Origin of the sequence: Luteibacter jiangsuensis, from assembly GCF_030812295.1 — a bacterium.
GTDB classification, from domain to species: Bacteria; Pseudomonadota; Gammaproteobacteria; order Xanthomonadales; family Rhodanobacteraceae; genus Luteibacter; species Luteibacter jiangsuensis_A.
In genome coordinates this window covers 668,847-695,608 of record NZ_JAUSSK010000002.1, presented here as the reverse complement: position 1 = coordinate 695,608, position 26,762 = coordinate 668,847, and the positions used below count along the sequence as shown (strand labels likewise).

The following is a 26,762-nucleotide window of genomic DNA, read 5'->3' as shown; positions in this document are numbered from 1 at the left end:
CTTTGCCGGGTCGGCTAGACTTCTCCGCATGAGCCCCACGTCCCGCAAGCCTTCCCCACGTCGCAAGGCAACGCCTGCCGCCCGCAAGACCGCCACGGCGACGCCGGCAGCCCGCCCCGCCGATGCTTCGACCAACGCCGAGCGCGTGCTCGCCTTCCTCTTGAAAGGCCTGCCGCCCGCTCGGCGCGAGAAGATCCACGCCTATCTCGTGCTCACGCGCATGGACCGGCCTATCGGCGCGCTCCTGCTGATGTGGCCGACCTGGTGGGCGCTGTGGCTCGCCGCGAAAGACTTCCCGCCCATCGGCCCGCTGGTCATCTTCACCCTTGGCGTCTTCGCCATGCGCTCGGCGGGTTGCGCCATCAACGACTATGCCGACCGCAAGCTGGACCCACAGGTGGCGCGGACGGCCGGGCGTCCCATCGCCAGTGGACGCGTGACACCGCGTGAAGCGCTGGCGATCTTCGGCGGTTTGCTGCTGTTCTCGTTCATCCTGGTGCTCTTCACCAACAAGCTCACCATCCTGCTCTCCTTCGCCGGGGCGGCGCTGGCCGCGGTCTACCCGTTTACCAAGCGCTATACCAACCTGCCCCAGGTGGTGCTCGGCGCCGCGTTCGGCTGGTCGATTCCCATGGCGTTCGCGGCGGTGACGAACACCGTGCCTCCAGTGGCATGGCTGCTGTTCATCGCCAACATCCTCTGGTCGGTGATCTACGACACCGAATACGCGATGGTGGACCGCGACGAAGACATCAAGGCTGGCGCCAAGTCCACAGCCATCCTGTTCGCCGATGCCGACCTCGTCATCATCGGCATACTCATGGGCACGTTCTTGCTGGCGATGCTGCTCGTGGGGACGCGTTCAGCGCTGGATTGGCCGTACTGGATCGGCCTGGCCGCTACGGCCGGACTGTTCGCCTACCAGCAATGGATCATGCGCGACCGCGATCGCGCCGCGTGCCTCACCGCATTTCGTCATAACAACTGGGTGGGGCTGGCACTTTGGCTCGGCATCGTCATCGCCCTCGCCATGTGACCGAGATCACAGCGTGAGGCGACGGTCATCATTTTGCTCGATTGAAATGGGATCGTCATGAAACCTCAGCCGTTCCGTCATCGCTAACGCATAAGTTCCTGCGGATTGCGGGCCTCCCGCCTCCTTCCCCGGATGACCAAAATGCGTAAGACCCTGCTCAGCCGTGCCGTGCGCTCGGCGCTCGCCGGCGCGTTGCTCGTTTCCGCCGCCACCCACGCGCAAGACAGCAACCCCGAGAAGAAGACGACCGACCTCGACAATGTCGTGGTCACGGCACGCTCCGGCGTGGAAACCCGGACCAAGGCCGAGACCAGTTACTCGATCACCACGATCGACGAGGATCGCCTGCGCATGCAGGCGCCGACCAGCGTCACCGAAGCGGTGAAATCCGTTCCCGGCTTCTGGGTGGAATCGTCCGGCGGCGAAGCCTCGGGCAACATCCGTGCACGCGGCATCCCGGTGGACGGTTACGGGTCGGTGACCTTGCTCGAGGATGGCATCCCGGTACAGCACGATCCCGCGCTGGGCTACCTCAACGCCGACCAGGCCTTCCGCCTCGACGAGACGATCGAACGCGTCGAGGTGGTCCGCGGTGGCCCCTCGTCGGTGTTCTACTCGAATGCACCGGCCGGCGCGATCAACTTCATCCCACGCAAGGTTGGCGACACGGCGGAAGGCCTGGTGAAGTACACCGTCGGCAATTATTCGCTGAACCGGCTCGATTTCTGGTACGGCACACCGATCGGCGGCGGTTGGAAGCTCGGCGTCGGCGGTTTCTGGCGCGTGGACGATGGCGTGCGCCGACCACAGTTCAACGCCGATGACGGCGGCCAGTTGCGCGCGACGCTGTCGAAGGAGCTCGAGCACGGAGATATCAGCTTCGACGTGAAGCACATGGACGACAAGGTCGCCCTTTACCTCGGCATCCCGATGCGTACCAACGCCAACGGTGACATTCGCGCCGTCCCCGGCTTCAACGGCAACTACGGCACATTGGCCGGCCCCGAGACCGAGCACCTGCAGATGCGCGAAGCCGGTGGCGGTCTCTACGATTTCGACAACGCCGAAGGCACGCACGTGAAGCGTACCCAGGTGTCGTTCAAGTTCGACCACGATCTCGGCGACGACTGGAAGCTGGCTGAATCGATGCGCTACAGCACCACCGACACCCAACGCAACGGTGTTTTCCCGAACGCGTTGCAGAGCGCCGGCTCATTCATCACCCAGGACAGCAAACGCCTGTCGAGCATTCCGGGCGCCACGGCGCTGCAGTTCCGCTACGTCGACAACCCTTCGCAAGTCTTCAACGTGGCGAACCAGAACGGCAACGGGCTGGTCGTGACCGAAGGCCTTCGCGGCGTGACCTTGCCGTTGGACGAATTCATCAACGATACGCGCGTACTGCGCAAGTTCGAATTCGGCGACCAGAGCCACGACGTCACCTTCGGCTATTACCACGCCAACTTCGAGCAGGATTTCGACCGTTACTCCTCGACCGTGCTGACCGATGCCCAGGACAATGCCCGCCTGCTCGACCTCGTGGGCGTGGATGCCAATGGCAACGTCGTAGGTTCGTTGACCGACCACGGCTTCTATCGCTACGGGTACGAGTGGGAACACGCCAGCGGCAAGTCGAAGACCAACGCTTTCTACGCTTCCGACGAATGGCAAGTCACGCCGGAGTTGCGCATCGACGGTGGCGTACGTTGGGAGAAAGTGAACGTGGAGGGCTATACCGAAGGCAAGCAGACCGTCGATATCGGCGGCTCACCGGCGGCCACGCAGGTGCTCACTGGCAACGGACAGCTCGCCCACTACGACCAGTCGTTCGACAAGACGGGTTGGACCCTCGGCGCCAACTGGCAGTTCTCGCCGCGCCAGGGCCTGTTCGCGCGCTGGACCTCGGCCTTCCGGCTGCCCAACCTCAGCACGTACATCACCAACCCGACGGCCACGCCGCTACTGCAGACGATGGACCTCGCCGAGGCCGGCTGGAAGTACAGCGACCGCTTCATGGACCTGTACGCGACGGCGTTCTACACCAAGTACGACAATGTCAGTTTCACCAACAACGTGTTCGACCGTAACGGCAATACCTCCACGCCGCAGACGGGCTACGCGAACACCAAGACCTATGGACTGGAGCTCGAAGGCACGCTGTACCCGACCAAGTGGTTCGACGTGCAGTTCAATGCCACGTTGCAGGACCCGAAATACAAGGGCCTGAGCTACACCGACGTGGTCGCCGGCGCGCCGGTGCTTCGCGATTACGACGACAACCAGCTGATCCGCGTGCCCAAGGTCAGTTACCGCATCGTCCCGGGGGTGAACCTGCTCGACGGTCGCCTGCGCCTGCAAGTGTCGTATGAGCACGAGGGCAAGCGTTACGTCGACACGGCAAACTCGGTCGTGCTGCCTTCGTACCACGTCGTGGGCGCCAGCGCGCGCTATGACGCGACACCACAACTCTCGCTGTTCCTCTACGCCGACAACATCACCAATTCGCTGGGGCTCACCGAGGGCAACCCGCGCGCTGGCGAACTGGCCAGCTCCGATGCAGGCGCCAACACGTTCATCGCGCGCCCGCTGCTTGGCCGCTCGTTCCGCCTCGCCGCGATGTACCGTTTCTGATGCGGGCGCTGATCGCCCTTCTGCTGTCCTGTTTCGCCGCCGTTGCCACGGCGGCGGAGCGCGCGCCCGACCTCGTCCTCCGGGGCGAGCTTACCGGTGCCGACCAGCATACGTATCGCGAGGTGCCCTTCGACGTACCTGGCGGCACGTCGCGGATCACCATCGATGTCGAATACACGGGCCGCGAGGAACACACCACCATCGACCTGGGCCTGCTCGGGCCGGGTGGGTTCGAGGCGCAGGATGGCTTCCGTGGATGGAGTGGCGGCAGCAAGCGGCGGTTCACCGTATCCGCCACCGATGCCACGGCTTCCTTCCTCCCCGGGGCCATCGTGCCGGGACGGTGGCGGCTGCTACTGGGCATCCCGAACATCCGCCCCGCATCGAAGGCCTCCTATACGGCGCGGGTTTGGCTGTCGGGGGATGACGAAGGTTTTGGCCCGGAACATGGGCTGACCGCGCCCCTGTCCACGAGGGAGCGCTGGTATCGCGGTGATCTGCACATGCATTCGGCGCACAGCGACGGCAACTGCCTCAGCGCCTCCGGCACCAGGAAGGTACCTTGCCCCCTGTTCTTCACGGTGGCCTCGGCCGCGAAACGGGGACTGGATTTCATCGCCGTGTCCGAGCACAACACCATGTCGCAGGTATCCGGACTGCGCGAGATGCAGCCGTACTTCGACACCATGTTGCTCATCCCGGCGCGTGAGATCACCACGTTCTCCGGCCACGCCAATCTGTTCGGCGTCTCCCGTACCGTCGACTTCCGTGTAGGGAGCAAGCAGGTGCCGGACTGGAACGCGCTGCTGGCCGACGTCGCGCGCGCGCACGGGCTGATCTCGGTCAATCACCCACGCCGGCCGAACGACGAAACCTGCATGGGCTGCGGGTTCACGCCGATTGGACCGGTGGACATGCACGGATTCCAGGCCATCGAGGCCGTGAACGGCCGTGATGCCGAACGTGCAGACACAGGCATACCCTTCTGGGAAACCCAGTTGAACGCAGGGCTTCGCATCACCGCCATCGGCGGCAGCGACAGCCATGTCGGCACGGATGATCCGCGTGACCCACTCGCTGGCGTGATCGGCACGCCGACGACGGTCGTGCACGCGCGCGAACTATCGATGGAAGGCATTCTCGATGGCATTCGCGCAGGGCATGTATTCGTCGACACGGAGGGTTCGCGCGACCGGACACTGGATGTGCTCGCAAGCAACGGCTCCTCGCACGCCACGATGGGTGATGCGATCATGGTGGTGGGTGGCGCGACGCTCCATGTGGTCGTTCGCACCACGGCACTGCAGGGAAGCGACATCGCGGTGACGATCGACGGCAGGCCGTTCGACGGTGTGCCGGTGAAGCGCATACCGGCGAATGGCGAGGTGGCGTTCGATTGGACGAGCGATGGCAAGCCGCACTGGTTGCGCGTGGACGTACGCTCGGCGGAGGGCAAGCTGCTGATCCTGGGCAATCCGGTTTACGTGAATCACTAGCCGAGAGTTGGCAACGGCGTCCTCGCCAATGCCCACACGTCCACCCGCTCGACACCGGCCGCCAACAATGTGCCAACGCACTCGGCAAGCGTCGCGCCCGTGGTCATGACATCGTCGACGACGGCCACATGCTTCTGCCGCGGTACACGGCTTACCGCAAACGCAGCGCGCACGTTGTCCGCGCGAGCGGCCGCGTCGAGATCCGTCTGCGCCTGGGTCGTTCGCACGCGGCACAGCACATCGTGTGCCAGCGGCAAGCGGTAACGTCGCGCCAGCGGCCGGGCCAGTTCCAACGCCTGGTTATAGCCGCGGGCGCGCAACCGGCGTCCATGCAGCGGCACCGGCACGATCAGCTCGGGCATGAGCGGCGGCGGCCCGGCCTCCATCCAGCACTCCGAGAGCGCGCGCCCCGCCGCGAGGCTGCCGCCGAACTTGAAGCGCATCTCGATCGTGTCCAGTGGCCACGCATAGGCGAAAGGTACCCAAACGTCGGCCCAGGGCCGGGGATGCTGCCGGCATCGTCCGCACACCGTCGTCGGCTCGGCCAGCGGAACGGCGCAGCGCCCGCACGAAGACAGGTTGCGGATCAACATGGACCGGCAGCCCGCGCATAGTTCGTGGCCGCCCCGGCCCGCGGCGGCGCAAAGCAGGCAGCGCGGCGGAAGGATGAAGCCTCGCGCCGATGCGAGGCGTTCCTTCCAATGGAACGCATCCATGCGTCCGGTCCGTGCTCAGGGGCGCCGGAACATGGCCGCGTCGACGATCGACCAAAGGTGGATGATCCACCCCAGCCAGATCACCCAGAGCACCGCGGCCAGCACGAACATCACCAGCGCCTTGAAAACGCGCCCTTGCACCAGCTGGCCCAGGCCCGGGATGAAGAAACTGCAGATCGCCGCAAGCACGTTGCCGCTGCTGCCCTGTCCATCGCTCATCGGTCGCCTCCTCGTGGGGTTCGATGCCATCGTACGGCAGGGGTGGCGTATACGACGTCAACTTGCAAAAGGTCGTTAAGGTTGACAGTGGCTACCGGGGTTTCCACACTGCGCGCCTTCGCCCCCTGGGAACCCACCATGACCACAGCCATCCGCCACGACTGGTCCCGCGAAGAGGTCGAGCGCCTTTTCGCCTTGCCGTTCAACGACCTGCTCTTCAAGGCGCAGACCATCCACCGGCAGTACCACGATCCCAACGCGGTGCAGGTCTCCACCCTGCTCTCGATCAAGACCGGCGGCTGCCCCGAGGATTGCGCCTACTGTCCGCAGGCGGCGCGCTACGCAACAGGCGTGAAGGCCGAGAAGCTGATGAGCGTGGAGGCTGTCCTGGCCAAGGCGCAGGCCGCCAAGGATGCGGGCGCAAGCCGCTTCTGCATGGGCGCCGCGTGGCGCTCGCCCAAGGACCGCGACGTGGCCAAGGTGGCCGAGATCGTCAGCGCGGTGAAATCGCTGGGTCTGCAGACCTGCGCCACGCTGGGCATGCTCAGCCAGCCGCAAGCCGATACGCTGAAAGCCGCGGGACTGGATTTCTACAACCACAACCTGGACACCTCCCCGGATTTCTACGGCGAGATCATCCATACGCGCGAGTACCAGGATCGCCTGGATACGCTCGAACATGTGCGCGAGGCGGGATTGCGGACCTGTTGCGGCGGCATCGTGGGCATGGGCGAGTCGCGCGCGCAGCGTGCCGGCCTGCTGGCGACGCTGGCCAACCTGCCCGAGCACCCGGAATCGGTGCCGATCAACCGCCTGGTGCAGGTCGCGGGCACGCCCCTGGCCGGCACCGAGGCGCTCGACCCGTTCGAGTTCGTGCGCAGCATCGCAGTCGCCCGGATCCTGATGCCCGCCTCCGTGGTGCGCCTCTCCGCTGGCCGCGAAAGCATGGACGACGCGTTGCAGGCGCTGTGCTTCGCCGCCGGGGCCAACTCCATCTTCTACGGCGAAAAGCTGCTGACCACCGGCAATCCCGACGTCGAGCACGACCGCCGCCTGTTCGAACGCCTCGGCCTCAAGCCGATGGAAATCGAGATCGAGCCAGGCACGGTGCACGCCGACATCGTCGCCCACGACCACGCCACCGCGTGAACCGGCCCGATCTCCGAGCACGCATGGAAGCCGCCCGGGCCGGACGCGCACAGGCTGGCCTGCTGCGTCAGACCCGCACCTGCGACGTCCTGGGTGGCGACCGGCGTCTCGTCGACGGGCGCGTGCTGGCGGATTTCTGCGGCAACGACTATCTCGGCCTCGCCGGCCATCGCCATCTCGTCGCCGCTTTCACACGCACGGCCGCCGCCGAGGGCGTCGGTACCGGGGCGGCGCACCTCGTGGCAGGCCACCGCGGCGAGCATGCCGCGCTGGAGGAGGAACTGGCCGACTGGACCGGTCGCGAACGGGCGTTGCTATTCTCTACCGGTGTCATGGCCAACCTCGGCACCCTGCAGGCCCTGCTAAGCGCGGGAGCGATGCCAGTGCAAGGCCGGACGGGGGCCCTCTGCGTACAGGACCGGCTCAATCACGCCAGCCTCGTCGACGGTGCCCATCTGGCTGGCGCGGAGTTGCGCCGCTACCCCCATGTCGACGCACACGGTGCCGCCCGCCAGCTCGACGCCCGCCCCGGATTGCCCGCGCTGGTCGCCACCGACGGCGTATTCAGCATGGATGGCGACGTGGCGCCACTCGCCATGCTCGCCACCATCTGCCAGGAGCGTGGCGCCATGCTCTACGTGGATGACGCGCACGGCCTGGGCGTCATGGGGCCACAGGGCGCGGGTTCGGTCGCGGCGGCGGGCCTCGGCGCCAAGGACGTTCCCGTCCTCATGGGTACCCTGGGCAAGGCACTGGGTTGCGCGGGCGCGTTTGTGGCAGGCGATGCGTCCGTCATCGAGGCGATCACCCAATTCGCCCGTACCTACGTGTATACGACCGCCATGCCGGCGGCACTCGCCGCCGCCACCCGGGCAGCCATACGCCTCGTGCGTACCGATCCCGAGGGCCGCCGTGACCGCCTGGGGGCGAACATCGCGCGATTCCGCGCCGGTGCCGCCCAACTCGGCCTGCGCCTCATGCCCTCGACGACCGCCATCCAGCCCCTGCTCATCGGCTCCACCGGGGCCGCCATGGCCGCCGCCGCGACGCTGGAAGCCGCGGGATTCCTGGTCGTGGCGATTCGTCCGCCCACCGTGCCGCCGGGCGGCGCGCGGCTACGCATCACCCTTTCCGCGACGCACACGCCGAAGCGGATCGACGCCCTGCTGGACGCGCTGGGCCGCTTGCCCCGTGCCCTGGAAAGCGCGGCCGTATAATGGGCGGTCACACCCGCCGGTCATGACGATGACGATCCTCAACATCTCCGCCTACAAGTTCGTCGGCCTCGACGACCTGCACGCCCTGCGGGCGCGGATCGTCGAACGCAGCGAAGCCCTCGCCCTCAAGGGCACCATCCTGCTCGCGCCCGAAGGCATCAACCTGTTCCTGGCCGCACCCCGTGACGCCGTCACCGCCTTCATCGGTTGGTTGCGCGAGGACCCGCGCTTCGCCGACCTCGCGCCGAAGGAGAGCCTGTCCGATGCACCACCCTTCCGCCGGATGCGTGTGCGCCTGAAGAAGGAAATCATCACGATGCACGCGCCGGCCATTCGTCCCGCGGAGGGGCGGGCGCCACACGTGCTGCCTGCGGACCTGCGCCGCTGGCTCGACCGCGGTCATGACGATGCCGGCCGCGAAGTGGTCTTGCTGGACACCCGTAACGATTACGAAGTGGCGGCGGGAACGTTCGAGAACACCGTCGACTATGGCTTGTCCAGTTTCACCGGCTTTCCCACTGCCGTCGCCGCCGACCGCGAACGGTTCGAGGGAAAGACCGTGGTCTCGTTTTGCACGGGCGGCATCCGCTGCGAGAAGGCCGCCATCCACATGCGTGAGATCGGCATCGCGAACGTGTTCCAGCTCGAAGGCGGCATCCTCAAGTATTTCGAAGAGGTGGGCGGTGCCCACTGGCGCGGCGACTGCTTCGTTTTCGATGAACGCGGCGCGGTCGATCCATCGCTCGCGCCGAGCCGCAAGGCATGAGCGGCCTGCACATCGAAACCCATGGCACCGGCCCGGTACCGCTGGTGATGATCCATGGCTGGGCCATGCACGGCGGCATTTTCGCGCCACTGGTCGAGGCGTTGGCGGCACGCTGCACGATGTACGTCGTCGACCTGCCGGGCCATGGCTACTCCCGCGATTCGGATATCCCGCTTGAACCGCTCGCCTGCGCGCGTGCGATCGCCGCCGCGACGCCACCGGCCACGTGGCTGGGCTGGTCGATGGGCGGCCTCGTGGCCCTGGCCGCCGCGCTCGACGTGCCGGGAGCCGTGCATGCGGTGGTCCCCATGTGTTCCACACCCTGCTTCGTGCGGGGCGAGGACTGGCCGTACGGCAACGACGTGGCCATGGTCCACCGCCTGGCCGCCGATCTCGAGGACGACTACATGGCCACCGTGGAGCGGTTCATCGCCCTGGAGGCCATGGGCAGCGCCGATCCGCGCAGCGAGGCGCGCCGGTTGAAAGAGGAAGCTTTCGCCCGTGGTGAGCCCGACCCGCGTGTGCTGCTGGAAGGACTCCGCCTGCTCGAGGCGACGGACCTGCGACCGTCCCTGGCCCGCCTCCGACCGCCGAGCCTATGGATTGCGGGCCGTCGCGACCGCATTGTCCATCCCGAGGCGATGCGCTGGTCCGCCGGGACGGCACATGGCCATTTCGCCGAGATCGCCCATGCCGGTCACGCCCCTTTCATCGGACACGCCGCCGCCGTGGCGGATGTCCTGACACAATTCACCGACGCAGACGCATGAGCGACTTCCACTTCGATCGACGCCAAGTTCGCCGCAATTTCGGCCGCGCCGCCGGCAGCTATGAAAAGCACGATGCACTACAGCGCGAAGTGCAGACGACCCTGGTCGACCGGCTCGATATCTACGAAGCGGCGCCGGAAATCGTCCTCGACGTCGGTGCCGGCACCGGCCGAGGCAGCGCGGCACTGAAAAAGCGCTATCCGAAGGCACAGGTGATCGCCATCGACCTTGCGCTGCCGATGCTGAAGCAGGCCCGGCAGAATGCGTCGTGGTTGAAACCCTTCGGCCGCGTCGTCGCCGATGCGTACACGTTGCCGGTGCCGGATCGCAGCGTCGACGTGCTCTTTTCCAACCTCTGTTTCCAGTGGTGCGAAGACCTCTCCCGCCTGTTCGCCGAGTGCGCCCGCGTGCTGAAGCCGGGCGGGCTGCTCACCTTCTCCACGTTCGGCCCCGATACCTTGAAGGAATTGCGTGCGGCCTGGGCTGAAGCCGACCAGTACGCGCATGTGGCGCGCTTCCTCGACATGCACGACATCGGCGACGCCATGCTGGCCCAGGGCCTGCGCGATCCCGTGCTTTTCGCCGAGCGCTACACGTTGACCTACCCCACCCCTCGCGCGCTGCTGGATGAACTGAAGGGCCTGGGCGCGAACAACGCCGACGCCGACCGCCCTCGTGGACTGACCGGCAAACAGCATTACAAGCGCATGCTCGACGCCTATGAGGCCATGCGCAGCGAAGGTGTCGTCCCTTCGACCTGGGAAGTGGTCACGGCGCACGCATGGGGACCGCCCGCCGGGCAATCGCGGCGCGAAGGCGGTGGCGAGATCGCCAGTTTCCCGGTCGAGAACCTTCGTGGCTCACGGCGCAAGACCCCGTTCTGATCCCACCTGGGGACAGAGCAACGCGGCCAGGGCGTGCGCGTCGCCCGGGGCTTTCACCTTGACGTCGTTGTCGAAGTAAACGTAGATGTCGCGGGACGTGCGCCTGGGCGGCGCCGACCTGGCGATACGCGGGTCTCCGGCAGGCTGCGCGCCACGGCGCCATGCGCGAATACGCCGGGCCCAATCGGCCAGGGCCACCTCGCCATACCCACTGGCATAGAGTTCCTCGTCACCATGCAGGCGCACGTATACGAACGGTGCCGTGACGTCGAAATAGCGCGGGAACTTGCCCGCCGTATCGGCCACGACGAAGGCGATACCGTACTTGCGCAACAAGGCGATGAACGAGGGATCCACGAAGCTTTCATTCCGGATCTCCACGGCATGACGCAATCGGTGATTGCGAGCCACCTCGAGGAAGGGTTCCCGCTTCAGGTGCATGTCATGCCTGCGGCCAAGCGCCGCCGCGGCCTTCACGTTGGTCGGCAACAGCGCAAGGAAGGCTTCGAACCGCTCCGGCTCGAAGCGGAAGCTCGGGGGAAACTGCCAGAGGATGGGTCCCAGCTTCTCGCGCAGGGCGAGCACTCCCGAGGCGAAGAAATTCGCCAACGGCCTTTCGATGTCACGCAGGCGCAGGGTGTGCGTGATGAAGCGCGGGCCTTTCACGGCGAAGACGAAGCCCTTGGGCGTGGCCTCATACCATGACCGATAGCTTTCGGGCCGTTGTAAGGAGTAGAACGAGCCGTTCAGTTCGATCGTCGGAAATTGCCGCGACGCGTAGGCGAGTTCGTCCCGCTGGACGAGATCGGAGGGATAGAAAACGCCACGCCAAGGCGAGTAGCGCCAGCCGGAGATGCCGATGCGAGTGGTAGCCATGCCCCCATGTCAATGCGCCACCGGTGCAGCGATGGTGAACGCGGCGTCATCGATAACGATGACAGCCGACGACATGGTCATTGACCATGCCCACCGACTGCATCACCGCGTAGCAGATGGCCGTGCCGGCGAAACGGAACCCGCGCTTGCGCATCGCCGCGCTCATGCGGTCGGAGGCGGGGCTGCGCATCGGCACCTGTGCGTCATGTTGCCACGCGTTCTTCTGCGGAGAATCGCCGACGAACGACCAAAGGTAGGCGGATAACGAACCCACATCGTCGATAACACGCAAGCTCGCACGCGCGTTGCCGCGTATGGATTCGATCTTGAGGCGATGCCGGATCACGCCGCGATCGCGCAGCACGGTGGCGAGCTCCGCATCGGTCATCGCCGCGATGCGTGCGATGTCGAAACCATGAAAGGCGAGGTGGTAGGACTTGCGCTTGGCGAGCACCGTGCGCCAGGCCAGGCCCGCTTGAGACCCGCGCAGCGCCAGCCATTCGAACAGACCACGATCGTCATGGACGGGCACGCCCCATTCGGTGTCGTGGTAGACGCGTTCCGCGTCGCTGCGTTCGGCCCATTGGCAGCGCATCCGCCACCCCCGTATTTGCGCTTAAGGAAGGGCAAGAATAGCCACGCGAGGCCGGCGACGATGTCCGCTCGCCGCCTTGACACACGTCCGCATGCCATGACCGGTAGCGGCGCGGGACGCCGTCATCGCGTTGGGCGGCGCCGTCAGCGCGATCGTAGTGGAGAAGGGCACCACGGCAGCGCGTCCAGGTCCACGTTACCCCCGGTGAGGACCACACCGACGCGACGCCCGGCGAAGCGCGCGGGATAACGCAGCATGGCCGCGAGCACCGTCGCACTGGAAACCTCGACGACGAGGCGCAACTCGGTCCAGAGCAACTTCATTGCCTCGATGCATTCCGAGTCGCTGACGCGCAACGCGACCACGCCATGATCGCGTAGGGCGTGGAAGTTGGGTTCGCCGATCAGCGTGCGCAGGCCGTCGCAGATCGTATCGGCCACGAATGGCCCCACGCGTTCGTCCGCCTCGAGCGAGCGGGCGGCATCGTCGGCGCCTTCCGGTTCCGCGCCGAACAGCGCGATAGCCGGATCGATGCCATGCGCCGCGATCGAACAACCGGAAGCCAGCCCACCGCCGCCGATGGGAAACAGTACGGTATCCAGCCCCGGGGCCTGGCGAAACAGCTCTGGCACGAGCGTGCCTTGTCCCGCCATCACCCCTGCGTCGGCATAGGGATGGACCAGGGTCGCACCGGTGCTGGCCTGCAAGGCGGAGGCCAGCGCCTCGCGCGCCGAGGTAGTCGGCGCACACCGGTGCACGGTCGCGCCGGCGGCGACGATCGCATCGACCTTCGTTTTCACGGCGCCCTCGGGAATCACGACGTGGGCGGGAATGCCTCGCGTGCGCGCCGCCATGGCCAGCGCGTTGCCGTGATTGCCCGAGGAGTGAGTCACCACCCCACATGCCGCCTCCTCTCCGGAAAGCGACCACACGGCGTTCGTGGCGCCGCGGAACTTGAATGCCCCGCCCCGTTGCAGGTTTTCGCACTTGAATACGACGCGCGTGCCGACGAGGTCGTCGATGCGATCGCTGCGCAGCACCGGGGTGACCCAGGCGTGCGGCGCGATGCGGGCCGCCGCGTCGCGCACATCCGCGAAGCTGGGAAGGTTCACGCGTCGAACTCCACGCCACAGACGAAGCGGCGCTCCTGGCCCGGCGCCAGTGTAACGAGCGGCGCGCAATCGTCACGATTGAACGCATCCGGCATGCACTCCATCGGTTCGAGCGCCACCGACTTGCGTGCATCGCGTTCGGCCGTGTCGGCGGTGAATACCAGCATCACGCCCTTCTCCTGCCAGACGGCGATGCCCATGCCGGATTTCGGATCGCGCAGGCGCGTGCGCGCCTTGCCGTCGGGGTCCAGCTGGAGGTCCGCGTAGGTGTGGTTCAGTTGCCTGTCGCCGATGGCTTTCGTCTTGCGGAAATCCAGGCCGCGATCGGCCTTGTCGATGGCCTGCCATGCCCGCGTTCCCGGCAAGGGGATGAAATCCTTGTCCGTGGCGATCACCTTGTCGGCCGGCACGTGCAGCTCCCAGCCTTCGATCGGGTTATCCGACAAGCGGAAGTAAGGATGCCAGCCGAAGAACGTCGGGGCAGCGTGTTCGCCCACGTTGCGTGTCTTCGCCTCCACCGCTAGGCCCTGGTCACCAAGCGTGAACGTCACGCTGAAATCCAGCGCGAAGGGGTAGCCCGCGTTCGCATCGGGACGGATGGCATGAGTGACCAGCGTGATGGATGCCTTGTCGTCGTCGGCATGCTCCCGCTGCACGTCGAAGAGAACACCTCGCAAGAAGCCGTGGCGGCTGGCGCGATCGGCGCCCACGGCACCTGGCTGCAAATCGTAGGTTTTTCCTTCAAATGTATACCGTGAATCGTTAACCCGGTTTGCGAACGGCGTCATGATCGCGAAGCGGGAGCCTTTGTGGCCTACAAGCTCCTGCTCGTCGCGAAAACCATCCGCGATATCGCGCTGTTCGTCGCGCCAGCATGTGCCGATCGAGAGCACGGTGGCGCCACGCCGGGCGATACGGACCTCGCGGTCGGCGTCGGCATCGACCAGTACCACCAGCTCCTGGGCGCCAAGACGGGAACGCGTAACGCTGAAACGGGACATGGGAAACTTCCTTTTGACGATTCCGAGCGCATGTTAGCCTGCCTGCCTTACCAGACAACTGTTGTAGTGCCGCCATGAGCGATCGTTCCGACGCCCCCACCTCCGTCATCCGCCTCGCCGACTACCGCCCCCCGGCATGGTCCGTCGAGCACGTGGCCCTGGAGTTCGACCTTGGCATCGATCGTACGGAGGTCGCCGCCACGCTCGAACTCGTCCGCCAGGCGGACGAGCCGATACGACTGAACGGCGAGGGCCTGGAATTGTTGTCGCTGGGCGTGGACGGGCGGACCCTCGCCGAGGGCGAGTACATCCTGGCCGATGGCGTGCTGGAAATCGCCATCGACGCCGAGCGCTGCACGGTGAATACGCGGGTGGCCGTGCACCCGGCGGAGAACACCGCCTTCGAGGGCCTGTACCTGTCCGGCAGCCGCGACCGCGGGTTCCTGCTGACGCAATGCGAGGCGGAAGGTTTCCGCCACATCACCTTCTTTCCCGACCGGCCCGACGTGCTGTCGCGCTATACCGTGACCTTGCGCGCCGACCACGATCGCTTTCCGGTGCTGCTCGCCGGTGGCAATCCCGATGGGGAGGGCGTGCTAGCGGATGGCCGCCACTGGGCGCGCTTCGTCGACCCACATCCGAAGCCGAGCTATCTGTTCGCCGTGGTGGCGGGCCGCCTCGAGCGGATCAGCCACGACTACACCACCGCCGATGGCCGCGCCGTCGCGCTGCACATCTGGGCGGAAGCGGATGTCATCGACCGTTGCGACTACGCGATGGATTCATTGATCCGCTCGATGCAGTGGGATGAACGGACGTACGGGCGCAACTACGACCTCGACGTCTTCCATGTGGTCGCCACGCACGACTTCAACATGGGCGCGATGGAAAACAAGGGTCTCAACATCTTCAATGCGAAGTACCTGCTGGCCGACCCGGATTCGAGCACCGACGACGAGTACCGCCACGTCGAGGCCGTGGTCGCCCACGAGTATTTCCATAACTGGAGCGGCAATCGCGTCACCTGTCGCGACTGGTTCCAGCTGAGCCTGAAGGAAGGCCTCACCGTGTTCCGCGAGCAGAGCTTCTCCGCCGACATGAACTCGGCGCCGCTCAAGCGGATCGAGGATGTGGCCCTGCTCCGGCGCGCGCAGTTCCCCGAGGATGCCGGCCCCTTGTCGCATCCGGTGCGCCCCTCGCAGTACAGCGAGATAAACAACTTCTATACCGCCACCGTTTACGAAAAGGGTTCTGAATTGGTTCGCATGCTCGCCGGCCACCTCGGTCAGGAGGGCTTCCGCAAAGGCATGGACCGTTATTTCGAGCGGCACGACGGCCAGGCCGCCACGATCGAGGATTTCCTCACGGCGCTCGGCGATGCCAACGGCACCGACCTGTCGCCGTATCTCGCCTGGTACGGGCAGGCGGGCACGCCGCGGCTATCCGCCGAAGGGCGATTCGATGCCGCGCAACGGCGGTATCGTCTGACGCTTCGGCAACGCACGCCTGCCACCGCGGGCCAGACCGCGAAACAGGCGCTGCCCATTCCCGTGCGCCTGTCGCTGTTCGACCAATCGGGCAAGGCCTTGCCGCTTCGCCTCGAAGGTGAAGCCGCCGCCGGTGCGACGGAACGCACCGTGGTGCTCGATAGCGCGGAACGCGGCTTCGTATTCGAAGACGTCGATGCCTCGCCCGTACCTTCGCTCTTACGCGGCTTCTCCGCGCCGGTCATCCTCGAATGCGATTATGTTCCCGGGGAGCTGGCCATCCTGCTCCGCCACGATCCCGATGGCTTCAACCGCTGGGAGGCCGGACAGCAACTGGCCGGGCTCGCCTACGACGATTGCCGGGACGGTAACGTCGAAGGCTCGGCCTTGCGCGCATGGACCGAAGCCCTGACCCATCTGTTCAACGACAAGGGCGTGGACGACGCCCTGCTCGCCGAATTGCTGACGCCGCCGGGCGAGATCGAGCTGGTGGAGCGCCAGGCGGAGCGCGATCCGGACCGCATCCGCATCGCCCGTCAGGCCATGCTGCGCAAGCTGGCCCAGCGTATCGGGGCGGAGGCGCTGCGCGCCCGCTATGCGGGGCTGCGTTCGGAGACCACCGCGGCGCTGGATGCCCCCAGCCAGGCGCGGCGCCAGCTGAAGCGCAGGGTCCTCGATCTGTACGCCTTGATCCAGCCGGGCGAGGCGCGGGAACTGGCGCGCGCGCAGTACGAACAGGCACCCGGCATGACCGACCGCCTCGCGGCCCTGACCACGCTGGCCACGCTCGACGCCCACGCCGCCGAGGCGGCGATCGCGCATTTCCGCCAGCGGTACGACGGCAACGCGCTGGCCCTCGACAAGTGGTTCGCCATGCAGGCCTTGTTGCCCGGAGCCGACGCCCTGGCGCGGGTGCAGGCACTGGAGGACGATCAAGCGTTCATGCTGAAGAACCCGAACCGTGTCCAGTCGTTGCTGGGCAGTTTTGCCCGGGCCAATCCCACCGGCTTCCATCGCGCGGACGGAGCGGCCTATCGCTGGTTGGCGGATCGCCTGGTCGCGGTCGACTCGCTCAATCCGCAGGTGGCGGCGCGGGTCGCGACGGCGTTCAATGGCTGGAAGCGGCTGGAGCCCGTGCGACGGGAGGCGGCGCATGCCGTGGTGGCGGAACTGGCCAGCCGGAAGGACCTGTCCCGGGACCTCACCGATATCCTGGCCCGGGTCGCCCTGGGTTGAGAAAGAAATGTGCGCAGGGTCTCAATGCAGGGGAGAAACTGACGCACCGCGTCACCAATTGCCGATTTGGAGCACCTCGTTGACGAAAAAGTCACACACGGTTCATTCCGACGGTGTAATGTTCGACCCAACGAAGAAAGCCGCGGCATAGCCGCGGCTCTTTGTGCCAGTCACTCGGTTTCTGGCGCCCGGCAACACGGTCATCCTGGATTCCCCCTGTTCCTGAGACCGCCGGGCGCCAGATCTCATTCGAACCGAATGGGGCATCCCTGCCCGCATCCCGCTTCCTTCCTCCGGCACACGGCCAAACCCCTGTCGTTCGGCCTCGGCGCGCGTATCGTCGCGCTGCGTCTGCCCGGTGGAAGTGCGTGGACTGACAAGCACGAGTCATGCCACGTCGTCGCGCCCGGGCCCGGGTTCCTGTCGAGCGGCGCCCGTCCGTACCGCGTAAAATCACGCCCTGCTTCCTGCCTTCCTACGCCTGATTCCCATGCTGCATAGCGAAACCTTCGATGTCATCGTGGTCGGTGGCGGACACGCCGGCACCGAGGCCGCGCTCGCGGCCTCGCGCGCGGGTGCGCGCACGCTGCTGCTCAGCCACAACATCGAGACCATCGGCCAGATGAGCTGCAATCCCGCGATCGGCGGGATCGGCAAGGGCCACCTGGTCAAGGAGATCGATGCGCTCGGCGGCGCCATGGGCATCGCGGCGGACCGCGCGGGTATCCAGTGGCGCACGCTCAACGCATCGAAAGGCCCGGCGGTGCGCGCGACGCGCTGCCAGGCCGATCGCACCCTCTACAAGGCCGCCATCCGCGCCATGGTGGAGACGCAACCGAACCTCGTACTGTTCCAGCAAGCGGTGGACGACCTCATCCTCGTCGGAGGACGGGTCGCCGGTGTACGCACGCAGATGGGCCTCGACTTCCACGCCGCGTCCGTCGTGCTGACAGCCGGCACGTTCCTGGCCGGCAAGATCCATATCGGGCAAGCGCAGTACGCCGGTGGCCGGGCGGGTGATCCGCCAGCGTCGGCGTTGGCCGCGAAGCTGCGCGAACTACCTGTCGCCGCCGACCGGCTGAAGACAGGAACGCCGCCGCGCATCGATAGCCGCAGCATCGATTTCTCCGTGCTGGACGAGCAGCCGGGCGACGATCCCATGCCGCACTTCTCCTTCCTGGGCTCGGCGGCCGATCACCCGCGCCAGGTGAGTTGCTGGATTACCCACACGACCGAAGCGACGCATGACCTCATCCGCGGCTCGCTCGATCGCTCGCCGCTGTACAGTGGACAAATCGAGGGTGTCGGTCCACGGTATTGCCCCTCGATCGAAGACAAGGTCGTCCGCTTCGCCGATAAGACCTCTCATCAGATCTTCGTCGAACCGGAGGGCCTGGACACCTTCGAGATCTACCCCAACGGCATTTCCACGTCGCTGCCCTTCGACGTGCAGTACGCGCTGGTCCGCTCGATCCCGGGTTTCGAGCGCGCGCATATCACGCGCCCCGGTTACGCCATCGAATACGACTACTTCGATCCTCGCGGCTTGCACCCCTGGTTGGAAACCAAGGGCATTCCCGGCCTGTATTTCGCCGGCCAGATCAATGGGACGACGGGCTACGAAGAAGCCGGAGCGCAGGGGCTCATCGCCGGCATGAACGCCGCGCTCGCCATTCGTGGCGAAGCGCCGTGGTGTCCGCGCCGCGATGAAGCCTATATCGGCGTGCTCATCGACGACCTGACGACCAACGGAACGATCGAGCCCTATCGCATGTTCACCTCGCGCGCCGAATACCGGCTGCACCTGCGCGAGGACAACGCCGACCTGCGACTGACGCCGCAGGGCCATGCGCGCGGCGTGGTGTCGGACGCACGCTTCCAGCGCCTGGAAGCCAAGCGCGAGGCCACCGAGCGCGAGACCGCGCGCCTGCGTGGTTTATGGGCCGCCCCGGGCAACGCGTTGGGGGCAGCCATCGAACACGCGCTCGGCATCGCCGTCAGCCGCGAGACGCACGCCCTGGACCTGCTCCGTCGTCCCGAGATGGACTACGCGAAGCTGAGGACGGTGGCCGAGCTCGGACCTGGGGTGGACGACGCCGAGGTGGCGACGCAGGTGGAGGTGCAAGCGAAGTATTCCGGCTACCTGGAGCGCCAGCGCGAGGAGATCGAGCGCCAGCGGCGGCACGAGACCACGGCGATACCCGACGGCTTCGATTACGACCGCGTGCGCGGCCTTTCCGCCGAGGTCCTGTTGAAACTCAAACGCTCCCTGCCCGCGACGATCGGACAGGCCGCACGCATCAGCGGCGTCACGCCCGCCGCGATTTCACTGTTGCTGGTGCATCTGAAGCGCCGGGCGGCCTGAGGGGAACCCGGCGCGCCACGCGCCGTCGCCGACGTTGCATGACCACCAGCAGTCGGCGTCGTCACCGGCCATCTGGCATCATCGCTCCCATCGAGTTAGCGAGTGGAAGGACCACCATGCAAGTCTGGATCGGACGAAACGGCGAGCGCTTCGGCCCCTACGCGGACGAGGAAATCCGCCAGTGGTTGCGCGACGGCACCTGCCGCCCGGAGGAACTCGGCTGGCATGAAGGCATGACGGACTGGCGTCCGCTGGGCGAATTGTTCCCGGACGAGCGCCCCGCCGCCGGCAGCGTCCCGCCGATGCCCCCGCCCGCACCGCCGCCGTTCATGGGCGTCACCGACATCGCCGAGCCCGAGTACGCCGGCTTCTGGCTGCGTTTCGGTGCCTGGGTGATCGACTACCTGATCCTGATGGTGCCCTTCACGATCATCAGCCTGAGCATGGGCCTCGGTGCGGCGATGACGAAACTTCTCAGCCAGATGGAATCGGACCAGACGGCGGCGATCTCGGCCTATGCCATGGCCGTGCAGCCGATCACCTACGTGCTTCTGGTGATCGGCTTCGTCTACTACGCGGCCTTCGAAAGCTCGAAGTGGCAGGCCACGCCGGGCAAGATGGCGGTGGGCATCCGCGTCACCGACACGGAAGGCAAGCGCATCAGCGTGGGCCGCGCCGCCGGACGCAATGCGATTCGCCTGGTCAACGCCTTCACCTTCCTCGTCCCCATGGTCTTTTACGTCACGGCCGCCTTTACCCAGCGCAAGCAGGGCGTGCACGACCTCCTGGCCAGCACCTATGTGCTGACCGGGCGCGCCGACAAGGCCGCCGCACCCGCCCCACGTAGCGGCACGAGCGGCAGCTTCGACGCCTGACGGTTCCGCCCAACCCCGGCCTCCCGGCCGGGGTCTTCCCGTGCCTTGCTATCATCCCCGGCCCGGCCCGACGTTCGGCCGGCCGAGTCACGCACAGGAACGACATGCAGAGCATCGAACAACGTATTGCCCAGGACATCGCCGCCAAGCCCGAACAGGTGCGCGCGGCGGTGGAACTCCTCGATGGCGGCGCCACCGTGCCCTTCATCGCACGCTACCGCAAGGAAGTGACCGGAGGTCTCGACGACATCCAGTTGCGCCTGCTGGAAGAGCGCCTGCGCTACCTGCGCGAACTCGAAGACCGCCGTACGGCCATCCTCGACAGCATCGCCGAGCAGGGCAAGATGACCGACGCCCTGCGCGCCGACATCCTCGCCGCCGACACCAAGGCGCGCCTGGAGGACCTGTATCTCCCCTACAAGCCCAAGCGACGCACCAAGGCACAGATCGCCCGCGAGGCGGGCCTGGAGCCGTTGGCGATCGGCCTGCGCGAAGACCCGACGCTCGACCCGGAAACGTTCGCGGCAGGCTTCGTCGACATGGAAAAGGGCGTGGCGGACACCAAGGCCGCGCTGGATGGTGCCCGCGCCATCCTCATGGAGACGATCGCCGAGGACGCCACCCTCGTCGGCGAGTTGCGCGACTGGCTGTGGGAGAAGGGCCAGATCCGCGCGACCGTCGTTCCGGGCAAGGAAACCGAGGGTGCGAAGTTCCGCGACTATTTCGACCATGCGGAGCCCGTTTCGAAGATCCCTTCGCATCGCCTGCTCGCCCTGATGCGCGCGCGTAACGAAGGCGTGCTGGAGATCGACCTCAACCCGGGCGTCGACGCCGACCAGGGCCACGCCGAAGGCGAAGGCCGCGTCGCCGCACGCGCCGGCATCGTCGACCGCGGCCGCCGCGCCGATGCGTGGCTGCGCGAGACCGTGCGCCTCACCTGGCGCGTGAAGCTGCACCTGCACCTCACCCTCGATCTCTTCGGCCGCGTGCGCGAGTACGCGGAAGACGAAGCCATCCGCGTGTTCGGTGAAAACCTCAAGGACCTGCTGCTGGCCGCACCGGCCGGCGCCAGAACGGTAATGGGGCTGGACCCGGGCATCCGCACCGGCTGCAAGCTGGCCATCGTCGATGCCACGGGCAAGCTGCTCGCCTACGACACCATCTACCCGCACGAACCGCGCAACCAGTGGGACCAGTCCATCGCCCGCATCGCCCAGCTGACCAAGCAGCATGGCGTGAACCTCGTGGCCATCGGCAACGGTACCGCGTCGCGCGAGACCGACAAGCTCGTCGGTGAGACGATGCGCAAGCACGCCGACCTGAATCTTTCCAAGGTCGTGGTGAGCGAAGCGGGGGCGTCGGTGTACTCGGCCTCCGAACTCGCGTCGAAGGAATTTCCCGAGCTCGATGTCTCGATCCGCGGGGCCGTTTCCATCGCGCGGCGCTTGCAGGACCCGCTCGCCGAACTGGTGAAGATCGAGCCGAAGGCGATCGGTGTCGGCCAATACCAGCACGATGTGAACCAGGTGAAGCTGGCCCGTGCGCTCGACGCGCGCGTGGAAGACTGCGTGAACGCGGTGGGCGTCGACGTGAACACCGCCTCGGCCCCCCTGCTCTCGCGCGTGGCCGGCCTCTCTTCCAGCGTGGCGGAGAACGTGGTGAAGCACCGCGACGCGAACGGCCCGTTCCCGAGCCGCAAGGATCTGCTCAAGGTGCCGCGCCTTGGCGACAAGGCCTTCGAGCAGTGCGCGGGCTTCCTGCGCATCACCGGCGGCAGCAATCCGCTCGACGCCAGCTCGGTGCACCCCGAGGCATATCCGGTGGTCGAACGCATCCTCAAGCAGTGCGGCCGCGAAGTGAAGCAGGTGATCGGCGACACGTCGTTCCTGCGCGGCCTCAAGCCCGAGGATTTCACCGACCAGACCTTCGGCGTGCCGACCGTGCGCGACATCCTCAAGGAACTGGAAAAGCCGGGGCGCGACCCGCGCCCTGAATTCGTGGCGCCGAGTTTCGCCGAGGGCGTCGAAGACCTGAAAGACCTCAAGGTCGGCATGGTGCTCGAGGGACGCGTGACCAACGTGGCCGCGTTCGGCGCCTTCGTCGACATCGGCGTGCACCAGGACGGTCTCGTCCACGTCTCGGCGCTGTCGCACACCTTCGTGAAGGATCCCCGCGACGCGGTGAAGGCTGGCGACATCGTGAAGGTCAAGGTGATGGAGATCGACCTGCCGCGTAAGCGCATCGCCCTCAGCATGCGCCTGGACGATGTACCGGGCGAAGCCCGTGGCGGCCGGCCAGGGGCGCGCGACGAGGCGCCGGCAGGCGGAGGCAACCGCCGCGGGCCGCAGGGTGGCGGTCGTCCGGCACAGCCGGCCAAGCCCGCCGCCGCGCCCGCCAACAGCGCCTTTGCGGATGCGTTCTCGCGGGCCTTGAAGAAGTAGGAAGGGCCGACGCGACTAGGGGATTTCTCAAGCCGGATGCCGGACCTCACGGCGCCGGCAATGGCTCGACCACTGACGGCTTTCCTCGCGCCGCTCCCGTGCCCACAGGAGCGGCCGCCACGCGCGGCGCCCGGCCCGGCAACCCGCCATTCGCCCTACCGCAGCGCAGCATGCGCCGCCGTATGGCTTCCATTACCGTAACGTTTCTCTAACGCCCACACACGGAGTGAACCACATGCGTATTCGCCATCTTGCCGGTGCCATCGGCGCTGCCCTTCTGTTCAGTGCCGGCGCTCATGCCGACGGCTTTACGCAGGTCGTTTCCTTCGGCGACAGCCTCAGCGACAGCGGCAACGTCTCCACGCTGATCGGCTCGCCGGTGCAGCTGCGCTTCACCACCAATCCGGGCACGGTGGCGGTCGAGAACATCGCCGCCCACTACGGCTACACGCTCACCCCGTCCCTCCTGGGCGGCACCGACTACGCGTACGGCAACGCCCGCGCCGCCACGGTCAATCCCGTGACCGGCACGCCCCTGACCGTTCCGCCGACGTCGACCCAGATCCAGACCTATCTGGCATCGACCGGCGGCAAGGCCGATCCGAACGCGCTGTACACGATGTGGATCGGCGCCAACGACCTCCTCGCCGCCACCGCCAACCCGGCCACCGCCCAGGTCGTGGTCGCCACCGCGGCGACGAACGAGGTCGCGCAGATCAAGGCGCTGCAAGCCGCCGGCGCGAAGACCATCGTCGTCTTCAACCTGCCGGACGTCGGCAAGACGCCCGCCGCCATGTCGCAGGGCGCCGCCGCCTCCGCCGGCATCACCCAGCTGACCCAGGTCTACAACGGTATCCTCTCCGGCGGCCTGGCCCAGGCCAACCGCGGCATCGTGCCGATCGATACTTACGCATTGCTCAACGAAGTCATCGCAAGCCCGGGTACGTATGGCTTCACCAACGTGACGACGCCGGCCTGCACCACGTCGAGCTCGCTCACCTGCACGCCCGGCACGCTGCGTGACCCGAACGCGGCCAGCACCTACCTGTTCGCCGACGGCATCCACCCGACCACGGCGGCACATGCACTGCTCGGCCAGTACGCGATCTCGGTGATCACGGCCCCGCAGCAGATCTCGCTGCTCGGCGAGGCCGGCCTCGCCTCGAACGCCGCGCACGTGCGCTCGTTGCGCAACCAGATGATGGCCGACAACTTCGGAGCCGATTCGCGCGTCTTCGCGGCGGTCGACTACGGCCAGCAGAAGTTCAAGAGCACCGACACCTCGCCCCAGACCGATAGCGACAACGTCAACCTGACCATCGGTGCCGACGCGCGCGTCAACGATCACGTCTCGATGGGCGTGGCCATGGGCATCGCGCAGTCCAAGGCCGACTTCCAGGGCGGTGGTGGCTACAAGATGCAGGACATCGCAGGTTCGGGCTACGCCTTCTACCACAACGGTGGCGGCTACTTCGGCGGCTTCGCCAGCTTCGGCCAGCTGAGCTTCACCGATATCGACCGCCGCATCGACCTCGGCGCCGCCCGCCGCACCGAAACGGGCAAGACCGACGGCTCGCACATCGGCGGCGGCCTGACCGGCGGCTGGTGGTTCGGCAACGAGACGCTGAAGACCGGCCCGTTCGTTTCGGTGGAGTGGGAGCAGCTGCGCGTGTTCGGCTACACCGAGCGCAACGACACCAGCACGGCGATGCACTTCGACAAGCAGACGCGTAACGCCCGCATCGAAACCGCCGGCTGGCGCCTGCAGGGCTCGTGGACCTCGGGTAACACCGTGCTGCATCCGTTCGCGGAAGTGGCCTACAACCACGACGGCCGCGCCGACGACCGCTACGTGACCGCCGGCCTCACGAACATGTCGGGTGAGTTCAGCGTGCAGGGCTTCACCCCGGACAAGACCTGGGTCACCGCCGACCTCGGTGTCACCGCCGAGTTCAACCAGACCTGGAGTGGCTGGGTGAGCTACACGGGTCGCTTTGCTGATGATACGCAACGGTATAACGGGTTGAATCTGGGTGTGAAGATGGCTTTTTGATCAAGCCTCGACATTCCGCACATAAGACAACGCCGGCGAAAGCCGGCGTTGTCTTATGTGCGGAATGGAACGGGAAGATCTACGGATTCGTCCAGGTCCAACCCTTGTCGAGCAATCGGCTCGGCTCGGCGACGCCTGCGTGTTCACATTCCGCGACCCCGCATGCCGTGCTTATCGACAAGAAACCAGGCAGCGTATAGCTGGTGATGATCGTGTTTGGCACGATGTAGTCCAGGCCGGGATTACCGATGCAATTTGTTTCTTCCGTAATCAAGTAGGCCGTATGGGTGTTTCCAGCGTGGTAACTGAGGGCACTACATAGCCTGATGTCCTGACCGACGAGAGCGCCGTTTTCGTCAAAGTACTTATGCGAGGTCGCGTTCTGGGCAAGAGCGTGAGCATTACCTGCGAATCCAAGGAAAGGCAGGGCAACGAGAGCGAGCATCGGAAGCGGGTTCTTCATTGGCTTTCTCCATACGGTGAACGAACCGAGTGATGAATGTGGTCGCGCGATCTCACCTCGATACGGCGGCGACGCAACCCATGTCTCCCGGGATACGGGAAAACTGCGCCAGGGGAATCCGCCTGTCTGTCAGCGAAACCTTACATAACAGCCCTTTCTTACGTTCGTGCCGTTTTCGCTCAGTCATCGAGCGCGTTGGAGCATTCCGTGACGCATAAAAAAACGCCGACCTAAGCCGGCGTTCTTTGTCGAGTCTAGCAATGATTACTTCTTACCGCCGCCCTTCGCATACATAGCCTCGGCCTGCTTCTTCAGGTCGCCGACGGCATCATCGCTGAGGACGTCGACCTTCCCGCCGGCTTCATTCTGCTTCAGCACCAGCTCGCCGACATCGTTCCAGCCCGCGCGCTCGATGGACGTCGGCTTGCTGTCCTTGCTCGGCTTCTTTTCCTGGACGATTACCCACGGCTTGCCGTTCTTATAAGCGTAGTTCGTCGAGGTGAACCCCTTGTCACCGTAGTCGACCAGCTCAATGACGAACTGGACGTCATTACCCTTCTTGAAGATCTGCCAGCCGCGCGACTCGCCTTCCTTCAGCGCGGTGCCCTGGGTGACTTTCATGCCACCAATGTTCTTCTTCACGCTGTTGAAGCCGGCCAGTTCCTTCTCACCTGGCGTGGCTTCGCCGACGAGCTGGATGTTGGCGACGTTCTTCGCGCCCTTGGTCAGGACCGGGGTCTTCAGCGGCGAGGAGTAATGGCGCTCGCCGTCCTGCAACGACACCTCGACGATGTACATGTCGTTCGGGTTGAGATCCGACGGGTTGAAATCGAGTTGGAACTGCTGCGGCAAGGTGACCGGCTGAATCGTCTTGGACGCGAGGGGCTGCGAGCCTTCGGCCGAGACATCGACAAGCTTGAGTTCAAGCTTGGCATCCGGCGATAACTGCGCACCGGCGTCGCGAAGCGCGACCGTTCCGGTAACAGCGTTGGCGTTGGCGGGAGCGGCATTGTCGCTGCCACCGGCGGCGGCCTGCTGGCCGTTGTTGTCGGAGCCGCCGCTGCAGCCGGCAAGAGCCAGTGCGGCCACGGATGCGAGCGACAAGAAGATCCTGCGCATGGGTCGAACCTCGTTACGGAACGGAAATGTCATGGGTCACGGAAGATACGCGCGCGCATGGCGCGCAAGAACTTCCGGGGGGAATCTCCGAGGATACCGGTAAATGGGCTATGGGAAAAGTCAAGCGACAAGTCTTATGGAATGCTTATTTCGCGACGCCGCCCGCACGTCTGGACTTAAATTTGCCGAAAATCGGCAAATTATTGATTTAAAGGAGCTTTCACGATTCCGGCAGGAATGATGCCGATAGTCCTG

General features: G+C 65.9%; 22 protein-coding genes. 14 read left to right on the top strand and 8 right to left on the bottom strand.

What is annotated here, in order from left to right:
* The first annotated feature begins 28 nt into the window (after positions 1-28).
* The 3 genes from ubiA (at position 29) to J2T07_RS08375 (ending at position 5,163) form a co-directional block, all read left to right on the top strand.
* On the top strand, positions 29-1,036 hold the full coding sequence (gene ubiA / locus J2T07_RS08385; protein ID WP_430539330.1) for a 4-hydroxybenzoate octaprenyltransferase: 1,008 nt from the start codon (positions 29-31) through the stop codon (positions 1,034-1,036).
* A 141-nt stretch (positions 1,037-1,177) separates the two neighbouring features.
* The gene (locus J2T07_RS08380) at positions 1,178-3,667 is read left to right on the top strand and encodes a TonB-dependent receptor (RefSeq protein WP_306848925.1); all 2,490 of its coding nucleotides are present in this window, start codon (positions 1,178-1,180) and stop codon (positions 3,665-3,667) included.
* The gene (locus J2T07_RS08375; protein WP_306848924.1) at positions 3,667-5,163 is read left to right on the top strand and encodes a CehA/McbA family metallohydrolase; all 1,497 of its coding nucleotides are present in this window, start codon (positions 3,667-3,669) and stop codon (positions 5,161-5,163) included. Before J2T07_RS08380 ends, J2T07_RS08375 begins: the two co-directional genes overlap by 1 nt.
* Here the strand turns inward: J2T07_RS08375 and J2T07_RS08370 are convergent.
* Entirely contained in the window at positions 5,160-5,879 is a 720-nt protein-coding gene (locus tag J2T07_RS08370; protein WP_306848923.1) for a ComF family protein, read from the bottom strand. The two genes, J2T07_RS08375 and J2T07_RS08370, sit on opposite strands and share 4 nt — an antisense overlap.
* A gap of 15 nt (positions 5,880-5,894) precedes the next feature.
* Positions 5,895-6,098, bottom strand: a complete 204-nt coding sequence (locus J2T07_RS08365) for a hypothetical protein (protein ID WP_306848922.1) — start codon at positions 6,096-6,098, stop codon at positions 5,895-5,897.
* A gap of 138 nt (positions 6,099-6,236) precedes the next feature.
* Between J2T07_RS08365 and bioB the strand changes: the two genes are divergently transcribed.
* The 5 genes from bioB to bioC are packed head-to-tail and all read left to right on the top strand — an operon-like array spanning position 6,237 to position 10,884.
* Positions 6,237-7,247 (top strand): biotin synthase BioB, encoded by a 1,011-nt coding sequence (bioB, locus tag J2T07_RS08360; RefSeq protein WP_306848921.1) that lies wholly within the window; start codon positions 6,237-6,239, stop codon positions 7,245-7,247.
* Between the two features lie 23 nt (positions 7,248-7,270).
* The gene (locus J2T07_RS08355; protein WP_306848920.1) at positions 7,271-8,464 is read left to right on the top strand and encodes an aminotransferase class I/II-fold pyridoxal phosphate-dependent enzyme; all 1,194 of its coding nucleotides are present in this window, start codon (positions 7,271-7,273) and stop codon (positions 8,462-8,464) included.
* 28 nt (positions 8,465-8,492) lie between these two features.
* Positions 8,493-9,230 carry a sulfurtransferase gene (locus J2T07_RS08350; RefSeq protein ID WP_306848919.1) on the top strand — a complete coding sequence of 246 codons (738 nt, stop codon included), beginning with the start codon at positions 8,493-8,495 and terminating at the stop codon, positions 9,228-9,230.
* Positions 9,227-10,000 carry a pimeloyl-ACP methyl ester esterase BioH gene (gene bioH, locus J2T07_RS08345; RefSeq protein ID WP_306848917.1) on the top strand — a complete coding sequence of 258 codons (774 nt, stop codon included), beginning with the start codon at positions 9,227-9,229 and terminating at the stop codon, positions 9,998-10,000. Before J2T07_RS08350 ends, bioH begins: the two co-directional genes overlap by 4 nt.
* Complete coding sequence (bioC, locus tag J2T07_RS08340; protein WP_306848915.1) at positions 9,997-10,884, top strand: malonyl-ACP O-methyltransferase BioC; 888 nt, start codon at positions 9,997-9,999, stop codon at positions 10,882-10,884. Before bioH ends, bioC begins: the two co-directional genes overlap by 4 nt.
* Here the strand turns inward: bioC and J2T07_RS08335 are convergent.
* The 4 genes from J2T07_RS08335 to J2T07_RS08320 form a co-directional block, all read right to left on the bottom strand.
* On the bottom strand, positions 10,861-11,760 hold the full coding sequence (locus tag J2T07_RS08335; protein ID WP_306848913.1) for a DUF72 domain-containing protein: 900 nt from the start codon (positions 11,758-11,760) through the stop codon (positions 10,861-10,863). The two genes, bioC and J2T07_RS08335, sit on opposite strands and share 24 nt — an antisense overlap.
* 46 nt (positions 11,761-11,806) lie before the next feature.
* A complete protein-coding gene (locus J2T07_RS08330; protein ID WP_306848911.1) occupies positions 11,807-12,355 on the bottom strand; it encodes a DNA-3-methyladenine glycosylase I in 549 nt (182 codons plus the stop codon).
* A 143-nt stretch (positions 12,356-12,498) separates the two neighbouring features.
* Positions 12,499-13,467 carry a threonine ammonia-lyase gene (locus J2T07_RS08325; RefSeq protein WP_306848909.1) on the bottom strand — a complete coding sequence of 323 codons (969 nt, stop codon included), beginning with the start codon at positions 13,465-13,467 and terminating at the stop codon, positions 12,499-12,501.
* Positions 13,464-14,468, bottom strand: a complete 1,005-nt coding sequence (locus J2T07_RS08320) for an aldose 1-epimerase (protein ID WP_306848908.1) — start codon at positions 14,466-14,468, stop codon at positions 13,464-13,466. The genes J2T07_RS08325 and J2T07_RS08320 overlap by 4 nt, the downstream gene beginning before the upstream one ends.
* Positions 14,469-14,542: 74 nt before the next feature.
* Between J2T07_RS08320 and pepN the strand changes: the two genes are divergently transcribed.
* The 5 genes from pepN to J2T07_RS08295 all read left to right on the top strand — a co-directional run bounded on the left by pepN (position 14,543) and on the right by J2T07_RS08295 (position 24,925).
* Complete coding sequence (pepN, locus tag J2T07_RS08315; protein ID WP_306848906.1) at positions 14,543-17,191, top strand: aminopeptidase N; 2,649 nt, start codon at positions 14,543-14,545, stop codon at positions 17,189-17,191.
* 490 nt (positions 17,192-17,681) lie between these two features.
* Positions 17,682-19,556 (top strand): tRNA uridine-5-carboxymethylaminomethyl(34) synthesis enzyme MnmG, encoded by a 1,875-nt coding sequence (gene mnmG / locus J2T07_RS08310; RefSeq protein WP_306848904.1) that lies wholly within the window; start codon positions 17,682-17,684, stop codon positions 19,554-19,556.
* Positions 19,557-19,672: 116 nt separating this feature from the next.
* Entirely contained in the window at positions 19,673-20,431 is a 759-nt protein-coding gene (locus J2T07_RS08305) for an RDD family protein (protein WP_306848902.1), read from the top strand.
* Between the two features lie 104 nt (positions 20,432-20,535).
* Positions 20,536-22,872: a Tex family protein gene (locus J2T07_RS08300; RefSeq protein ID WP_306848901.1), complete on the top strand. Its 2,337-nt coding sequence runs from the start codon at positions 20,536-20,538 to the stop codon at positions 22,870-22,872.
* 235 nt (positions 22,873-23,107) lie between these two features.
* Positions 23,108-24,925, top strand: a complete 1,818-nt coding sequence (locus J2T07_RS08295) for an autotransporter domain-containing protein (RefSeq protein ID WP_306848900.1) — start codon at positions 23,108-23,110, stop codon at positions 24,923-24,925.
* Positions 24,926-25,004: 79 nt separating this feature from the next.
* Here J2T07_RS08295 and J2T07_RS08290 read toward each other — a convergent pair whose 3' ends face one another.
* Positions 25,005-25,388 carry a hypothetical protein gene (locus J2T07_RS08290; protein ID WP_306848898.1) on the bottom strand — a complete coding sequence of 128 codons (384 nt, stop codon included), beginning with the start codon at positions 25,386-25,388 and terminating at the stop codon, positions 25,005-25,007.
* Between the two features lie 264 nt (positions 25,389-25,652).
* Positions 25,653-26,507, bottom strand: coding sequence for a DUF1481 domain-containing protein (locus tag J2T07_RS08285; protein WP_306848895.1), 855 nt, complete (start codon positions 26,505-26,507; stop codon positions 25,653-25,655).
* Positions 26,508-26,533: 26 nt separating this feature from the next.
* Between J2T07_RS08285 and J2T07_RS08280 the strand changes: the two genes are divergently transcribed.
* Positions 26,534-26,719, top strand: coding sequence for a hypothetical protein (locus J2T07_RS08280; protein WP_306848893.1), 186 nt, complete (start codon positions 26,534-26,536; stop codon positions 26,717-26,719).
* Positions 26,720-26,762 lie beyond the last annotated feature (43 nt).

Excerpts from the sequence above, each read along its gene's own strand:
- ubiA (WP_430539330.1), top strand. The coding sequence starts at position 29 with ATGAGCCCCACGTCCCGCAAGCCTTCCCCACGTCGCAAGGCAACGCCT.
- J2T07_RS08380 (WP_306848925.1), top strand. The coding sequence starts at position 1,178 with ATGCGTAAGACCCTGCTCAGCCGTGCCGTGCGCTCGGCGCTCGCCGGC.
- J2T07_RS08375 (WP_306848924.1), top strand. The coding sequence starts at position 3,667 with ATGCGGGCGCTGATCGCCCTTCTGCTGTCCTGTTTCGCCGCCGTTGCC.
- J2T07_RS08370 (WP_306848923.1), bottom strand. The coding sequence starts at position 5,879 with ATGGATGCGTTCCATTGGAAGGAACGCCTCGCATCGGCGCGAGGCTTC.
- J2T07_RS08365 (WP_306848922.1), bottom strand. The coding sequence starts at position 6,098 with ATGAGCGATGGACAGGGCAGCAGCGGCAACGTGCTTGCGGCGATCTGC.
- bioB (WP_306848921.1), top strand. The coding sequence starts at position 6,237 with ATGACCACAGCCATCCGCCACGACTGGTCCCGCGAAGAGGTCGAGCGC.
- J2T07_RS08355 (WP_306848920.1), top strand. The coding sequence starts at position 7,271 with ATGGAAGCCGCCCGGGCCGGACGCGCACAGGCTGGCCTGCTGCGTCAG.
- J2T07_RS08350 (WP_306848919.1), top strand. The coding sequence starts at position 8,493 with ATGACGATCCTCAACATCTCCGCCTACAAGTTCGTCGGCCTCGACGAC.
- bioH (WP_306848917.1), top strand. The coding sequence starts at position 9,227 with ATGAGCGGCCTGCACATCGAAACCCATGGCACCGGCCCGGTACCGCTG.
- bioC (WP_306848915.1), top strand. The coding sequence starts at position 9,997 with ATGAGCGACTTCCACTTCGATCGACGCCAAGTTCGCCGCAATTTCGGC.
- J2T07_RS08335 (WP_306848913.1), bottom strand. The coding sequence starts at position 11,760 with ATGGCTACCACTCGCATCGGCATCTCCGGCTGGCGCTACTCGCCTTGG.
- J2T07_RS08330 (WP_306848911.1), bottom strand. The coding sequence starts at position 12,355 with ATGCGCTGCCAATGGGCCGAACGCAGCGACGCGGAACGCGTCTACCAC.
- J2T07_RS08320 (WP_306848908.1), bottom strand. The coding sequence starts at position 14,468 with ATGTCCCGTTTCAGCGTTACGCGTTCCCGTCTTGGCGCCCAGGAGCTG.
- pepN (WP_306848906.1), top strand. The coding sequence starts at position 14,543 with ATGAGCGATCGTTCCGACGCCCCCACCTCCGTCATCCGCCTCGCCGAC.
- mnmG (WP_306848904.1), top strand. The coding sequence starts at position 17,682 with ATGCTGCATAGCGAAACCTTCGATGTCATCGTGGTCGGTGGCGGACAC.
- J2T07_RS08305 (WP_306848902.1), top strand. The coding sequence starts at position 19,673 with ATGCAAGTCTGGATCGGACGAAACGGCGAGCGCTTCGGCCCCTACGCG.
- J2T07_RS08300 (WP_306848901.1), top strand. The coding sequence starts at position 20,536 with ATGCAGAGCATCGAACAACGTATTGCCCAGGACATCGCCGCCAAGCCC.
- J2T07_RS08295 (WP_306848900.1), top strand. The coding sequence starts at position 23,108 with ATGCGTATTCGCCATCTTGCCGGTGCCATCGGCGCTGCCCTTCTGTTC.
- J2T07_RS08290 (WP_306848898.1), bottom strand. The coding sequence starts at position 25,388 with ATGAAGAACCCGCTTCCGATGCTCGCTCTCGTTGCCCTGCCTTTCCTT.
- J2T07_RS08285 (WP_306848895.1), bottom strand. The coding sequence starts at position 26,507 with ATGCGCAGGATCTTCTTGTCGCTCGCATCCGTGGCCGCACTGGCTCTT.
- J2T07_RS08280 (WP_306848893.1), top strand. The coding sequence starts at position 26,534 with ATGTCATGGGTCACGGAAGATACGCGCGCGCATGGCGCGCAAGAACTT.